General features: G+C 62.7%; 14 protein-coding genes. 6 read left to right on the top strand and 8 right to left on the bottom strand.

Annotation, left to right across the window (positions count from 1 at the left end):
* Nucleotides 1–179: 179 nt before the first annotated feature.
* The 7 genes from HWE04_RS12935 to HWE04_RS12905 form a co-directional block, all read right to left on the bottom strand.
* On the bottom strand, nt 180–1,235 hold the full coding sequence (locus tag HWE04_RS12935; RefSeq protein WP_006462634.1) for a bifunctional UDP-4-keto-pentose/UDP-xylose synthase: 1,056 nt from the start codon (nt 1,233–1,235) through the stop codon (nt 180–182).
* 29 nt (nt 1,236–1,264) lie between these two features.
* Nucleotides 1,265–2,182: a formyltransferase gene (locus HWE04_RS12930; RefSeq protein ID WP_006462633.1), complete on the bottom strand. Its 918-nt coding sequence runs from the start codon at nt 2,180–2,182 to the stop codon at nt 1,265–1,267.
* Complete coding sequence (locus HWE04_RS12925; protein WP_006462632.1) at nt 2,179–3,135, bottom strand: glycosyltransferase; 957 nt, start codon at nt 3,133–3,135, stop codon at nt 2,179–2,181. The genes HWE04_RS12930 and HWE04_RS12925 overlap by 4 nt, the downstream gene beginning before the upstream one ends.
* A 180-nt stretch (nt 3,136–3,315) precedes the next feature.
* Nucleotides 3,316–4,446, bottom strand: a complete 1,131-nt coding sequence (locus HWE04_RS12920) for a DegT/DnrJ/EryC1/StrS family aminotransferase (protein WP_077237065.1) — start codon at nt 4,444–4,446, stop codon at nt 3,316–3,318.
* 83 nt (nt 4,447–4,529) lie between these two features.
* Complete coding sequence (locus HWE04_RS12915) at nt 4,530–4,901, bottom strand: EamA family transporter (protein ID WP_006462630.1); 372 nt, start codon at nt 4,899–4,901, stop codon at nt 4,530–4,532.
* Nucleotides 4,898–6,640, bottom strand: a complete 1,743-nt coding sequence (locus HWE04_RS12910; RefSeq protein WP_102662952.1) for a glycosyltransferase family 39 protein — start codon at nt 6,638–6,640, stop codon at nt 4,898–4,900. The genes HWE04_RS12915 and HWE04_RS12910 overlap by 4 nt, the downstream gene beginning before the upstream one ends.
* Nucleotides 6,641–6,695: 55 nt before the next feature.
* On the bottom strand, nt 6,696–7,076 hold the full coding sequence (locus HWE04_RS12905) for an Mth938-like domain-containing protein (protein ID WP_006462628.1): 381 nt from the start codon (nt 7,074–7,076) through the stop codon (nt 6,696–6,698).
* Between the two features lie 383 nt (nt 7,077–7,459).
* On the opposite strand from HWE04_RS12905, the gene HWE04_RS12900 reads away from it, so the two are divergent.
* Both HWE04_RS12900 and HWE04_RS12895 read left to right on the top strand, forming a co-directional pair.
* Nucleotides 7,460–8,689: a pyridoxal phosphate-dependent aminotransferase gene (locus HWE04_RS12900; RefSeq protein ID WP_006462627.1), complete on the top strand. Its 1,230-nt coding sequence runs from the start codon at nt 7,460–7,462 to the stop codon at nt 8,687–8,689.
* Nucleotides 8,690–8,761: 72 nt separating this feature from the next.
* Nucleotides 8,762–10,072 carry a homoserine dehydrogenase gene (locus tag HWE04_RS12895; RefSeq protein ID WP_006462626.1) on the top strand — a complete coding sequence of 437 codons (1,311 nt, stop codon included), beginning with the start codon at nt 8,762–8,764 and terminating at the stop codon, nt 10,070–10,072.
* Nucleotides 10,073–10,183: 111 nt separating this feature from the next.
* Here the strand turns inward: HWE04_RS12895 and HWE04_RS12890 are convergent, their stop codons facing one another.
* Nucleotides 10,184–10,621 (bottom strand): surface-adhesin E family protein, encoded by a 438-nt coding sequence (locus HWE04_RS12890; RefSeq protein WP_077237068.1) that lies wholly within the window; start codon nt 10,619–10,621, stop codon nt 10,184–10,186.
* Between the two features lie 314 nt (nt 10,622–10,935).
* On the opposite strand from HWE04_RS12890, the gene thrC reads away from it, so the two are divergent.
* The 4 genes from thrC to HWE04_RS12870 all read left to right on the top strand — a co-directional run bounded on the left by thrC (nt 10,936) and on the right by HWE04_RS12870 (nt 14,763).
* Nucleotides 10,936–12,396, top strand: a complete 1,461-nt coding sequence (gene thrC / locus HWE04_RS12885) for a threonine synthase (protein WP_241812645.1) — start codon at nt 10,936–10,938, stop codon at nt 12,394–12,396.
* A 221-nt stretch (nt 12,397–12,617) separates the two neighbouring features.
* Nucleotides 12,618–13,838 (top strand): molybdopterin molybdotransferase MoeA, encoded by a 1,221-nt coding sequence (locus HWE04_RS12880; protein WP_446719230.1) that lies wholly within the window; start codon nt 12,618–12,620, stop codon nt 13,836–13,838.
* A gap of 21 nt (nt 13,839–13,859) precedes the next feature.
* The gene (gene moaD, locus HWE04_RS12875; protein ID WP_006462622.1) at nt 13,860–14,117 is read left to right on the top strand and encodes a molybdopterin converting factor subunit 1; all 258 of its coding nucleotides are present in this window, start codon (nt 13,860–13,862) and stop codon (nt 14,115–14,117) included.
* Between the two features lies 1 nt (nt 14,118).
* Complete coding sequence (locus HWE04_RS12870) at nt 14,119–14,763, top strand: class I SAM-dependent methyltransferase (protein ID WP_241812643.1); 645 nt, start codon at nt 14,119–14,121, stop codon at nt 14,761–14,763.
* Nucleotides 14,764–14,785 lie beyond the last annotated feature (22 nt).

The following is a 14,785-nucleotide window of genomic DNA, read 5'->3' as shown; positions in this document are numbered from 1 at the left end:
CCGCCGACAAGTTGCGAGACTAGCATTGTGCGGCCGATAGAACAATATGCAGCGATGCAGCAAAATGGGGCAAACAGGCTGCAGATCGGCTCATGATGATGGTCTCTGTGACGGTTTCACGCCGGAAAAAACAAAACCGCGCCAGAAGCGCGGTTTTGCGGGCCGTGGCGGGATGGAAATCAGTCCATCAGGGCACGGGCTTCGGCGACCTGGCTGCGGTAGGCGTCGAAGATGTTGCGCAGGGTGTCGGCCATGGTGGTCTTGGGCGCCCAGTTCAGTTCTTCGCAGGTATTGGTGATCTTGGGGACGCGATTCTGCACGTCCTGGTAACCCTTTCCGTAGTAGGCAGCGGAGGTGGTCTCGACCAGCTGCACCTGCTTGGCAGTGTCGGCGTATTCCGGATACTCGGCGGCCAGCTTCAACATCATGTCGGCCAGGTCCTTGATGGAGTAGTTGTTGACCGGGTTGCCGATGTTGTAGATCTTGCCCGTGGCCACGCCGCCTTCGTTGGCGATGATCTTCATCAGCGCGTCGATGCCGTCATCGATATAGGTGAAGGCGCGCTTCTGCAGGCCGCCGTCGACCAGGGAGATGTTCTCGCCGCGCACGATGTGGCCAAAGAACTGGGTCACCACGCGGGACGAGCCTTCCTTGGGGGTATGGATCGAGTCCAGGCCGGCGCCGATCCAGTTGAACGGGCGGAACAGGGTGAAGTTCAGGCCGGCTTCCATGCCGTAGCCCCAGATCACGCGGTCCATCAACTGCTTGGCGCAGGAATAGATCCAGCGCGGCTTGTTGATCGGGCCACAGATCAGCTCGGATTCTTCCGGATCGAATTCCTCGTCGTGGCACATGCCATAGACTTCCGAGGTCGAGGGGAAGACCAGGTGCTTCTTGTACTTGGCGGCCGAACGCACGATCGGCAGGTTGGCTTCGAAGTCCAGCTCGAACACGCGCAGCGGGGCGTTGACGTAGGTCGACGGGGTGGCGATGGCCACCAGCGGCAGGATCACGTCACACTTCTTGACGTGGTATTCCACCCATTCCTGGTTGATGGTGATGTCGCCCTCGAAGAAGTGCATGCGCGACTTGTAGGCCTCGTTTTCCAGAATGTCGGTGATACGGTCGGTCATCATGTCCATGCCATAGACGTGCCAGTCCGTGGTTTCCAGGATGCGCTTGGACAGGTGGTGGCCGATGAAGCCGTTGACGCCGAGAATGAGGACTTTTTTCATAATGTTGAGAGCTAGTGAATGGCCGGACTTCAGGAGGCCATGTATTTCAGGTAATTGTTGAGTGAAGCATCCTGATCATTGATCTGGATGCCCAGGATCTGGAGGAAATTGCCATCGCCACAACGGGCGTACAACTTGCCGCCTTCGAAGAACTTGTCCTGCATGCCATGGGCCCGTTGCAGGGCAGGGTGGGCCGATGGCGGAACCAGCCGGGTTCTCGTGACCGTAATTTTATCACCCGCGATTTCCTCGAAGGCGCCGGGGTAGGGCGGCGCCACCGCGCGCACCAGATTATGGACTTCGCGGGCGGTGCGGCGCCAGTCGATGCGGCCATCCTCGGGCTTGCGGCCGCTGAAGTAGCTGCCCTTGGACAGATCGTTGGGAAGCTGCGGCGTGCGACCCGCCAGCATGGCCGGCAGGGCAGTCCACAGGGTCATCTCGGCGGCCACCACGACCTTGCCGAAGACTTCGTGCGCCGTGTCGTCGGGCAGGATGGGCACGGCCGTCTGGGCCACGATGCTGCCGGCGTCGGGCTTGACGGTCATCTCATGCAGGGTGGCGCCGGTCTCGGTCTCGCCGTGCAGCACCGCCCAGTTGATCGGCACGCGGCCGCGGTACTTGGGCAGCAGCGAGCCATGCATGTTGTAGGCGCCACGCCGGGCGGTCGCCAGCACTTCCGCAGGCAACATGTGGCGGTAATAGAAACTGAAGATAAAGTCAGGCTGCGCCGCCTGCACCTGGGCCAGCAATTGCGGCGACTTCGGGTCGGTCGGAGTGATGCAGGTGATGCCGTGCTCACGGCAGACCCCGGCCACTGAGCCGAACCAGATGTTCTCGGCGGCATTGTCTTCGTGCGTGACCACCAGCGAAACCTGCACGCCACGGGCGAGCAAGACTTTCAGGCAGCGCACCCCCACGTCATGGTAGGCGAATACGACGGCGTTCATAGGGCTTGCTTGTCTTCCGAAGAGGATTGCTCGAGGATGGCCTGCACCACATAGCGGGGGCGCGCGCGCACCTGCATGTAGATGCGGCCGATGTATTCACCCAGCAGGCCGATCGAGAACAGGATCACGCCCATCAGGAAGAAGGTGATGGCGAACAGCGTGAAGACGCCGCCCACTTCCGCGCCGATCAGCAGGCGGCGCAGTACGATCAGGATGAACAGCGCCGCCGAGGCGAAGGACAGCCCGATACCCAGCAGCGAGAAGAACTGCAGCGGCACCAGCGAAAAACCGGTCACCAGGTCGAAATTGAGGCGGATCAGGCTGTAGAAGGAGTATTTCGACTCCCCGGCCGAGCGCTCTTCATGCTCCACCACGATCTCGGTCGGATTGCGCGAAAAGGTGTAGGCCAGGGCCGGCACGAAGGTATTTACCTCCCGGCAGCGGTTGACCAGGTCGATGACGTTACGGCCATAGGCGCGCAGCATATTGCCCTGGTCGGTCATCTTGATGCGGGTGATCTTCTCGCGCAGGCGGTTCATGGCCTTGGAGGCATAGGTGCGCCAGGCTGAATCCTGGCGCTTGCGGCGGATCGAGCCCACGTAGTCGTAGCCCTCGCGCATCTTGGCGACCAGGTTGCCGATTTCCTCGGGTGGATTCTGCAGGTCGGCGTCCAGCGTCACCACGACTTCGCCCCGGGTCGCCTCGAAGCCGGCCATGATGGCCATGTGCTGACCGTAGTTGCCATTGAAGAGCACCACCCGAGTGACATCCGGGCGTAGCCGATACTGTTCGGCCAGGATGCCGGCCGAGCGGTCGCGGCTGCCATCGTTGACGAAGATGACTTCATAGCTGTAGCCCAGCGCGTCCAGCGCCGGGTAGAGGCGCTCGAACAGTTTGGAGAGCCCGGATTCCTCGTTGTAAACCGGGATGACGACGGACAGTTCTGGTTTCATCAAATATCGAATGCTGGAAATACAGGTGCTGAAATAAATCAAAGGCCCGATGCGCTGCGACAGTAGAGGTCGCGGCGTTCAGGCCAGCGTGTTGCAAAGATGACGAATTGCGTTGGCTGCAAATTGCGAAAGTGCAAATAAATCGAATTATGCCGAAATTTTCGAACAATTCCGCAAAAATCAGCCAAGCACCGATTTTACCGTTTCAACCGCGCGCACAACGTCCTCTTTACGCATGACATTGAACATCGGCAGGGAAACGATGCGCTGGCCGACGCGTTCGGCCACCGGGAACATGCCTTCCTTGAAGCCGCGTTCACGGTAGAGCTTGAGCAGGTGAATGGCCGGGTAGTGGTAGCCGATGCCGACCTGCTTTTCCATCATCTTTTCCATGAAGGCAGCACGGGTAATGCGTTCCGGCAGCACCAGCTGGAACATGTGCCAGTTCGAGTTCTCGAAGTCGGCCACCGGCAGCTGGGCGCCGTAGTTGGCTTCGAAGTCGCTGCCGAAGCAGGCGAAGTAATGGCGTGCCAGTTCCTTGCGGTGGGCGGTCACTGCGTCGATATGGGCAAACTGGCCCAGGCCGATGGCGGCATTCACATCGGTCAGGTTGTACTTGCCGCCCAGCACGTCCACTTCCAGGCCGTCGAAGCCGCTGCGGGTGACGCCCTGCAGGCGGTATTTCTCGGCCAGGCGCGCTTCGTCGGCATTGTTGAGCACCAGGAAGCCACCTTCGGCGCTGGTGATGTTCTTGTTGGCCTGCAGGCTGAAGGAGACAAAGTCGCCGAACGAGCCGATGCGCTTGCCATTCCAGGTCGAACCCAGTGCCTGGGCGGCGTCTTCCACCACGCGCAGCTTGTGCTTGGCGGCGATCGCATACAGGCGGTCCATGTCCACCGGCAGGCCGGACAGATAGACCGGGATGATCGCCTTGGTGCGCGGGGTGATGGCTGCTTCCAGGCGATCCAGGTCGATATTGCGGGTGATCGGATCGATGTCGGCGAATACCGGCGTGGCACCGGTTTCCAGGATCACGTTGGCCGTCGCCACCCAGGAGATGGGGGTGGTGATGACTTCGTCACCGGGGCCGATGCCGGCGATGCGCAGCGCGATTTCCATCGTGCAGGTGCCGGAATTGAAGGTGCGCACGATGCGCCCGCCCAGGTATTCCGACAGCGCCTTTTCGAACGCCTGGACCTTGGGGCCGCTGGTGATCCAGCCCGAGCGCAGCACCTCGCCGACGGCGGCGATGGTGGCTTCATCAATGGTGGGTTTGGCGAAAGGCAGGAATGGCAGCGAAGGCAGGCTCATGGTGGAATCCGGTCAGACGATATTCAGGATGGGAGGGCCGGCGCGGCGCTGGCGGGCGCCGCGCGGCGACCCGGTATTGTAAATCAGCTTCGGGTCAGCAAGACCACGCCGACAATGATCACGCCGATGGCCAGCAGGCGCTGCATGGAAATGGCCTCGCCCAGGAAATACCACGCGCCGATGGCATTGATGATGTAACCCAGGGACAGCAGCGGATAGGCGATGGTTACGTCCACCCGCGACAGGCCGATGATCCACACGCCCACCGAGATCACATAGCAGGACAGGCCGCCAATGATGGGCAGCTGGGTGGCCAGCTTGAGACCGGTGGAAAACCAGTTGTCCGCGGTCAGGTGGATCGCACCCACGGCATTGGTACCGGCCTTGAGCAGGAGTTGCGCTACTGCGTTCAGGCAGATGCCGACAAAAATGAAGCCAAATGTCGCCAGGTTCATTTGCCGGCCTTTTTCTCGCCGTTGGCATGGGCAGCGGCAGGCGTGGACGCAGGCGGCGGATCATTGGCCACGATGACGCGGCGCGGATCCTGGCCGATCAGGCGCATCGGCAGCTTGCGTTCGACCAGTTGCTTGTAGATGGTCGGGTCGATGATGGCGATGTCCTTCTTGCCGGCCGCATTGTCGGCCACCCATTGGGCCACGAAGGCATCCACCGTCGGCAGCCACAGCTGCGGCTCCTGTTTCAGGCCGAACTCCATTTCGTCGGCGTGCTGCACCAGGGTCATGGTGCGACGCAGGTAGAAGGGCAGGGCCTGTTCGTAGCGGCCGACCAGGTAGATCGGGGTTTCCGGCTTGAGCTCTGCCTGCAGCGCCGGGACATAGTCGACGCCGGCCGAATAGCGGCCTTGCGGGTCATGCCCCAGCAGCAGCAACTGTCCGGCCACGAAGGCGGTCGCCGCCAGCGAGGTGACGGCCCAGTCCTTGTGCTGGCGGGCCAGGCGGATCGCGGCGATGCCGCCGACGAAGAAGATCAGCGCTGCGGCGTAGAGGTAGGGCACGTGGGCTTCCACCAGCGGCAGCGAGTAGGCATCCTTGGCCATCGACGGCACGCGCGGGATGAAGGCCAGCGCCACCGCGGCGGGCAAGGCCACCAGCGAGCCGGCCCAGGCCAGGGCCTTGTAATCGGCTTCTTCCAGGTAGCAGGCGATCAGCAGGGCCAGCGCGGGGAAGATCGGCAGCACATAGGAGGGCAGCTTGGAGTCCGAAATGCTGAAGAACACGAAGATGAACACCGCCCACACCAGCAACAGCCGCTTGGGCTGGAAGCGACCACCGTTGAGGCTGTTGTAGCCCGCCGTATCGCGTTGTTCGCGGGTGCCTTTCCACAGACTCTGGAAGAACACGCCCAACCAAGGGATGATGCCCAGCACCAGGATGGGGATGAAGTAATACCACGGGCCGGTGCGGCTATGGATCTTGCTGGTGAAGCGCTGGAAGTGCTCGTGGATGAAGAAGAACTGCGGGAATTCCGGGTTGCGCAGCGACACCGCCACGAACCAGGGCGTGCAGATGGCAAAGAACAGGATCAGGCCCTTGACCAGATGCAAGCGCTTCCAGATCGCCCAGTCGCGGGCGAAGAAGGTATAGAGCACCAGCACCGCACCCGGCAGCACGATGCCGATCAGCCCCTTGGACAGCACCGCCAGGGCCATGCCGGCCCAGCACAGCAGCATCCAGTTGCGCTGGCCCTCGCGGGAGGCACCGTCGCGCTGGGCCATCAGCAGGGCACACAGGGCGATGGTCATCATGCCCGACAGGCCCATGTCCAGCGTATTGATATGGCCCATGCCGGCCCAGAAGAAGCTCGATGCCAGCACCAGCGCGGCATAGAAGCCCACGCGGCCGTTGAAGACGCGGCTGCCGGTGTAGCCGGCCAGACCGATGCCGAGCAGGCCGCACAGGCCCGTCCACAGGCGTGCCTGCCATTCACCCAGGCCGAACAGCTCGAAGGTGATGGCATTCATCCAGGTCTGCAGCGGCGGCTTTTCGAAATACTTGATGCCGTTCAGGCGGGTGGTGATCCAGTCCTGCGTGGCCACCATTTCGCGTGCCATCTCGGCGTAGCGGCCTTCATCGGTGGGCACCAGGACGCGAGCGCCCAGCATCCAGAACCAGACCAGCAGGAAGAGGATAAGCAGCGTCCAGACGAACGCCTTGGATTTGTACAGTTCGCGCATTGACAGCGGTTCCTTGTTGCGTGTTCTTGGGTTTCTTGTCGCGGCAAGTGCCGGTTCAGGCTTGTGGCGAGATGATCAGCGCCAGTGCCACCTTGCGTCCCTCGGCCATGAGGATGTTGTAGGTGCGGCAGGCGGCCTGGTTGTCCATGCATTCCACACCGATGCGGCGCGCCGTGAGCACGGTGGTCAGCTTGGGGTGGACGAAGCGCTGGCGCTCGCCGGTACCCAGGATGACCACGTCGGGCGCGGTGGCGTCGATCTGGTCGAAATGCTGCGGGGTGAGCGCCTCGAAGCTGTCCACCGGCCAGGGCACCGGCTCGGTTTCGGGCAGCACCAGCAAGCTGTTGGTGAAACGGATGGCATTGAGCTCGACACCGTCCTCATCGTAGGCGGTGACGGTCTGGTATTGCTTGGTCTCGGTCGTGTGGAGCTTCATCGCAGGATGGGCAGGATGGGTTGCAGGCGCCCGGTCCGGGCAGACGGCCGGGCCGGGATGTCATGGCGACATGCATCGCGGCAACGTGGTCGTAAAGTGCGCCATTGTAGCCGTTTCCGACCCCGGCGCACGCCTATTTGATTGATAAAATGCTTAGCTTTGGGCAAAATGGCCGGTTCTCGGTGGGCCGTTGGGGCGCCGCCGTTGGGCTCTTTGCATGAGCCTGATTCTGCACTGCAGCAGGCACAAACATGCAGGAAAATGACGGCTAGCGTGGTAATGGAGAGAACCGCGAGGCAAAGGTTCCGGTCCCGCCATGCGCGCCGATGAAATCCGATGGGGGCCGGCTGGCCGGCCCATGCGAAACGATTAGAGGAAGAGCTGTGCGACCGATTCAGAAATCCAAGAAGCTGGCAGATGTGTGTTACGACATTCGGGGTCCCGTGCTGGAAAAGGCGCGTCAGATGGAGGAAGAGGGCCACAAAATCATCAAGCTCAACATCGGCAACCTGGCCGCCTTCGGCTTCGATGCCCCCGACGAGATCGTGCAGGACATGATCCGCAACATGGGCAATGCCTCCGGCTATACCGACTCCAAGGGCCTGTTCGCCCCGCGCAAGTCGGTCATGCACTACACCCAGCAAAAGAAGATCGAAGGCGTCACCATCGATGACATCTACCTCGGCAATGGCGCCTCCGAGCTGATCGTCATGAGCGTGAACGCGCTGCTCAACACCGGCGACGAAGTGCTGGTGCCGTCGCCCGACTATCCGCTGTGGACCGCGGCCGTGAGCCTGTCCGGCGGCACCCCGGTGCATTACGTCTGCGACGAGCAGCAAGGCTGGCAGCCCGATATCGCCGACATCAAGAAGAAGATCACCCCCAACACCAAGGCCATCGTCGTCATCAACCCCAACAACCCGACCGGCGCGCTCTATTCGGTCGAGGTGCTCAAGGAAATCATCGAACTGGCACGTCAGCACCAGCTGATCATCCTGGCCGACGAGATCTACGACAAGGTGCTCTACGACGGCAACACCCACACCTCGCTGGCGTCGCTGGCCGATGATGTGCTGTTCATCACCTTCAATGGCCTGTCCAAGAACTATCGTTCCTGCGGCTATCGTGCCGGCTGGATGGTGGTCTCGGGCGAGAAGAAGCACGCCCGCGACTATATCGAAGGCCTCAACATGCTGGCCTCGATGCGCCTGTGCGCCAATGCGCCGGGCCAGTTCGCGATCCAGACTGCGCTGGGCGGCTACCAGAGCATCAATGACCTGGTCGGCCCCAACGGCCGCCTGACCAAGCAGCGCGACCTGGCGCACAAGCTCCTGACCGACATCCCGGGCGTGACCTGCGTGAAGCCCAAGTCGGCGCTGTACATGTTCCCGCGCCTGGACCCGGAGATCTACCCGATCAAGGATGACCAGGAGTTCGCCTACGAACTGCTGGCCGAGGAAAAGGTGTTGATCGTGCAAGGCACCGGCTTCAACTGTCCCACGCCGGACCACTTCCGCGTGGTGTTCCTGCCCAATACCGACGACCTGACCGAATCCATGGGCCGCATCGCCCATTTCCTGGAGGGCTATCGTCGCCGCCACGGCACCGCCTGACCGTTTCTGCAGTAACCCGTCCTGCCCGCTGATGCGGACCAGGCGGTCTTTTTCATCAATCACGAAGACAATATGAAATCCATCAAAGTAGGTTTGCTCGGCATCGGCACCGTGGGTTCCGGTACTTTCAATGTTCTCAAGCGCAACCAGGAAGAGATTGCGCGCCGTGCAGGCCGGGGCATTGAAATTACCATGGTCGCCGCTCGCAATACTGCCCGCGCGACCGAACTGACCCGTGGCGAAGTCAAGGTCGTCAACGACGGCAACCTGGTGGTGAACGATCCCGAGATCGATATCGTCGTCGAACTGATCGGCGGCTACGACACCGCCCGCGATCTGGTACTGAAGGCGATCGCCAACGGCAAGCACGTGGTCACGGCCAACAAGGCCCTGATCGCCACCCATGGCAACGAGATCTTCAAGGCCGCGCAGGAAAAGGGCGTCATGGTGGCCTTCGAGGCGGCCGTGGCCGGTGGCATCCCCATCATCAAGGCACTGCGTGAAGGCCTCACCGCCAATCGCATCCAGTGGGTGGCCGGCATCATCAACGGCACCACCAACTTCATCCTTTCCGAGATGCGCGACAAGGGGCTGGACTTCGACGTGGTCCTGAAGGAAGCGCAGCGCCTGGGCTATGCCGAGGCCGATCCGACCTTCGACATCGAAGGCGTGGACGCAGCCCACAAGCTGACCATCATGGCCTCGATCGCCTTCGGCATCCCGGTGCAGTTCGACAAGGCCCACGTGGAAGGCATCACCAAGCTGCAGGCCAGCGACATCACCTATGCCGAAAAGCTGGGCTACCGCATCAAGCTGCTGGGCATCACGCGCCAGACCGAGAAGGGCATCGAACTGCGCGTGCACCCGACGCTGATCCCGGCCTCGCGCCTGATCGCCAATGTTGAGGGGGCCATGAACGCCGTGGTGGTGCGGGGCGACGCCGTCGGCGAAGCCCTGTACTACGGCAAGGGTGCCGGTTCCGAGCCGACCGCCTCGGCCGTGATCGCCGACCTGGTCGACATCACCCGCCTGGCTACGGCCGATCCGGAACACCACGTACCTTCGCTGGCCTTCCAGCTCAATGCCATGGCCGATACCCCGGTGCTGCCCATGAGCGAAGTGGTGACCAGCTACTACCTGCGTATCCGTGTGGCCGACCAGGCTGGCGTGCTGGCCGATGTGACCCGCATCCTGGCCGACTCGACCATCTCCATTGACGCCATGCTGCAGAAGGAGCCGGGCGAAGGTGAACAGCAGACCGACATCATCATGCTGACCCACCAGACCCAGGAAAAGAACATCGAGGCCGCCATCGCCAAGATCGAAGCCCTGTCCACCGTCGTGGGCAAGGTCACCAAGATCCGCCTGGAAGAGCTGAGCTGATCTCTCGCCGGTCAAGTCTGGCCACCAACGAAAATCGGAGCCCGCGGGCTCCGATTTTTTTATTCCGGCAGGGCGGACCGCCGTGCGGGGCAATGGCGGTCCTGCTGCGTCCTACTTCTTCAGTTCGAAGCTGCACACCGCCTGCAGCATGGCGTCACCCACCGACATCGGCTTGGGCTTGACGAAGTCCATGCCCTTGAGTGCGTCGGAATGGTCGCGCTTGTCGCCCTTGCCATCGTTCTCGGCAAAGATGATCTCGCGCACCAGCTTCATGGTGCCGGCCTTGCAGTTGTACTGGTGCAGGTCCTTGTAGGACTTCAGCGATGGAAAGCTCTTGTCGCCATTGTTGGGGCGCGCTTCCTTGAAGTTCCACAGCGACCAGGCCTCGCGCACGCCGCCGGACTCGACGATGGAGTCGGTATCGACCAGCAGTTCGGACTGGTCGGTGCCGCCCAGTGATTGCCAGTTCTCGGCGTGGGCCGGCAGACTCGCCAGGAGGGCCGCGAACAGGCCGGTCGTTGCGAGCAGGGTCTTGGTCTTGTGATTCATGCCGTTTTCCATCCTTGTTGAGTTTGAATAGGTCTTTGATGTCGCCAGCGTGCAAACATTCCGCCAATCCGGCGCTGCACACGAAGTGGCGCAGCATAGCCCGGCCATGGCCGGCTTTCAAGGGTGGTAACGTTTTATTTCAGCTTGGTGATGTTGCTGAGCAATAGTCGTGCGCGGCACAGCTTTGCCCGGGGTGCCGCAGGGATTTCACGGTCTGGCCCCTGCTGCGCTTTTGTAGTGCGCCTTCTGGCCTTATAATCCAGGGCTTTCCTGCCAATTCACCCTCCAGCCGCCTGCCGGCGCTTCCTATCGACATGCAATACGTCTCCACTCGCGGTCACGCTGCAACTCCTTCCTTCTCCGAAATCCTGCTGGGCGGCCTGGCCCCGGACGGTGGCCTGTACCTCCCGGCGCAGTATCCGCAGGTGAGCGGCGCCGAGCTCGACCAGTGGCGCAAGCTGTCCTACGCCGACCTAGCCTTCGAGGTGCTGCGCAAGTTCGCCACCGATATCCCCGAAGCCGATCTCAAGGCGCTGGCGCACAAGACCTATACCGCCGACGTCTATCGCAACACCCGCGCCGGCGAGGATGCCGCCCAGATCACCCCGCTGCGCACGCTGGAAGAGCGCGACGGCAACAAGCTGGTACTGCAAAGCCTGTCCAACGGCCCCACGCTGGCCTTCAAGGACATGGCCATGCAACTGCTGGGCAACCTGTTCGAGTATGCCCTGGCCAAGCAGGGGGCCGAGCTCAATATCGTCGGCGCCACCTCCGGTGACACCGGCAGCGCCGCCGAATACGCCATGCGTGGCAAGAAGGGCATCCGCGTCTTCATGCTGTCCCCGCACAAGAAGATGAGCGCCTTCCAGACCGCACAGATGTTCAGCCTGCAAGACCCCAACATCTTCAACCTGGCGGTGGAAGGCGTCTTCGACGACTGCCAGGACATCGTCAAGGCCATCTCCAATGATCTGGAATACAAGGCCGCCAAGAAGATCGGCACCGTCAACTCGATCAACTGGGCACGCGTGGTGGCGCAGGTGGTGTACTACTTCCGCGGCTATTTGGCCGCGACTACCGGCAACGAACAGAAGGTCTCCTTCACCGTCCCCTCGGGCAACTTCGGCAATATTTGCGCCGGTCACATCGCGCGCATGATGGGCTTGCCCATCGACAAGCTGGTGGTGGCCACCAACGAGAACGACGTGCTCGACGAGTTCTTCCGCACCGGCGTGTACCGCGTGCGCAAGTCGGCCGAGACCTACCACACCAGCAGCCCCAGCATGGACATCAGCAAGGCCTCCAACTTCGAGCGCTTCGTCTATGACCTGCTGGGCCGCGACAGCGCCCGCGTCAAGTCCCTGTTCCACAAGGTCGAGACCGCCGGTGGCTTCGACCTGACCGGCAAGCCCGGCAGCGACGGCGATGAATTCGCCAGCGTGATCAAGTACGGTTTCGCCTCCGGCAAGTCCACCCACGCCGACCGCCTAGACACCATCCGCTTTGCCGAAAAGACCTACGGCATCACGGTCGATACCCACACTGCCGACGGCATCAAGGTGGCGCGCGAAAACCTCACCCCGGGTGTGACCATGATCGTGCTGGAGACCGCCTTGCCGGCCAAGTTCAACGAGACCATCCGCGAAGCCCTGGGTCGCGACGCCGACCGTCCGGCCGGTTTCGAGAACATCGAGGCACTGGCGCAGCGCTTCGAGGTCATGCCGGCCGACGCCGCCCGTGTGAAGGCCTTCGTGGCCGAGCACACCGGCCTGTAAGCACTGTCGGTTCTGCCCGATCACGCCGTCCGCGCCATCGGCCCGGGCGGCGTTTTTCATGGGCCGCAGAGGGGCGGTGATTGCATTAGAATGTCGGGTCGCTGTGTTGACCGGAATTGACCAGAAAACAACGCACTTCCCGCATTCCATCCCTCAGGCCCGCCATGCAATCCACGCCCGCTCCCATTCCAGACTCCCCGGCCAAGCCCGCCCGCGCGCCCATGCAAAGCGTCGCCCAGGCACTCGACACCCTGCTCGATGCGGCCGTGCCGGTCACCGGCAGCCAGACCATCGCCACCCTGGACGCCTGCGACCGCGTGCTGGCCACTCCCGTGCAGGCCCACATCAACGTGCCAGGCATGGACAATTCACAGATGGACGGCTATGCCGTGCGCGCCGCCGATTGCGCCTCCGGCCAGGCGCGCCTGCGAGTGTCGCAGCGTATTCCCGCCGGTCACGTCGGCCAGCCGCTGGAAGCCGGCACGGCCGCCCGCATCTTCACCGGCGCCATGCTGCCCGAGGGCGCAGACGCCATCGTCATGCAGGAAGCCTGCGAGGTGGACGGTGACCACGTCGTGATCCGCCATGTGCCGACCAGCGGCGAATGGGTGCGCTATATCGGCGAAGACATCCGCCAGGGCAGCACCATCTTCGACGCCGGCACCCGTCTGCGCCCGCAGGAACTGGGGCTGGCGGCTTCGGTCGGCCAGGCCGAACTGGAGGTGCTGCGCCGGGTACGGGTGGCGGTGTTCTTTACCGGCGACGAACTGACCATGCCCGGCGAGCCCCTCAAGCCTGGTGCCATCTACAACTCCAACCGCTTCCTCCTGCGTGGCCTGCTGCAAAAACTGGGTTGCGCCGTCAGCGACTACGGCATCGTTCCCGACAACCTGGCCGCCACCCGCCAGACCCTGCGCGAAGCCGCCCGCGAGCATGACCTCATCATCACCAGCGGCGGCGTTTCCGTGGGCGAGGAAGACCATGTGAAGCCGGCCGTGGAAGCGGAAGGGCGCATCAACATGTGGCAGATCGCCATGAAGCCCGGCAAGCCCCTGGCCTTTGGCCAGGTGCGGCGCGGGGAAGAGGGCGCGGGTGAAGCGTTCTTCATCGGTTTGCCCGGTAATCCTGTCTCTTCCTTCGTCACCTTCCTGCTGTTCGTACGACCTTTCCTGCTGCGTCTGCAGGGCCTGCCACGCGCTGCCGTGTTGCCGCAGGCAGTGAGCATGCGTGCTGACTTCGACTGGCCCCGCGCCGACCGCCGCCAGGAATTCCTGCGCGTGCGCCGCAATGTCCAGGGCGGCCTGGATCTCTTCCCCAGCCAGGGCTCGGCCGTGCTGACCTCGACCGCCTGGGCCGACGGCCTGATCGACAACCCGCCCGGACAGACCATCGCCGCCGGCGACATGGTGCAGTTCCTGGCCTTCGATCATCTGCTCAACTGAACCACCAAGGAATTTCCCTTCATGAAAATCGAACTCCGTTTCTTCGCCAGCGTGCGCGAAGCCCTGCAGACCTCGCAGGAAATCATCGAGCTGCCGGACAGCGTCAAGACCGTCGGCGACGTGCGCGCCTTCCTGATGGGGCGGGGCGGCATCTGGGCCGAGGTGCTGGGGCCGGAAAAGAACCTGCGCATGGCCTATGACCATGACATGACCGAGGCCGATACCGAGATTGCCGAGGGCGGCGAAGTGGCCTTCTTCCCGCCGGTCACCGGTGGCTGACATGGGCACCCGTCGGGATCCCTCGGTCGGCACGATTGCGCACTACAGCAGCAATGCTCAGAGCTTTCGCGAAGGCACCTGGGATCATGACGTCAGCCAGAACATGGCGGCCTTGCTGGAGGCCTTGCGGACCAGAGCCGGCCAGGCCGGGCAGGGACCCTTCACGATTCTGGACTTCGGCTGCGGCCCGGGACGCGACCTGATCGAATTCACCCGGCGCGGCCATGTCGCCGTCGGGCTGGACGGTACGGCCGAGTTCGTCGAGATGGCGCGTGCTGCCAGTGGCTGCGAGGTCTGGCACCAGGACTTCCTGCAGCTGGACCTGCCGCCGCAACGATTCGATGGCATCTTCGCCAATGCCTCTTTGTTCCATGTGCCTTCGGCTGCACTGCCGAGCGTGCTCTCCCGGTTACACGCCAGCCTCAAGCCGGGCGGCATCCTCTTCAGTTCCAATCCCCGCGGGGAAGACCTGGAAGGCTGGAGCGGTCCGCGCTATGGCGTCTGGCACAGCCTGGAGGGCTGGCGCCGTTACCTGCTGCCAGCAGGATTCGTTGAATTGCGGCATTATTACCGCCCTGACGGTTTGCCGCGTGAGCAGCAGCCGTGGTTGGCCAGCGTCTGGCAAAAAACACAAGACCGGAGCTAAGCAAACCACCAGGACATTCGAC

Source organism: Herbaspirillum sp. C7C2 (assembly GCF_022627865.1).
Taxonomy (GTDB): Bacteria; Pseudomonadota; Gammaproteobacteria; order Burkholderiales; family Burkholderiaceae_D; genus Herbaspirillum; species Herbaspirillum frisingense.
The sequence above is the reverse complement of the archived record's forward strand: the minus strand, read 5'-3'. Positions and strand labels throughout refer to the sequence as shown.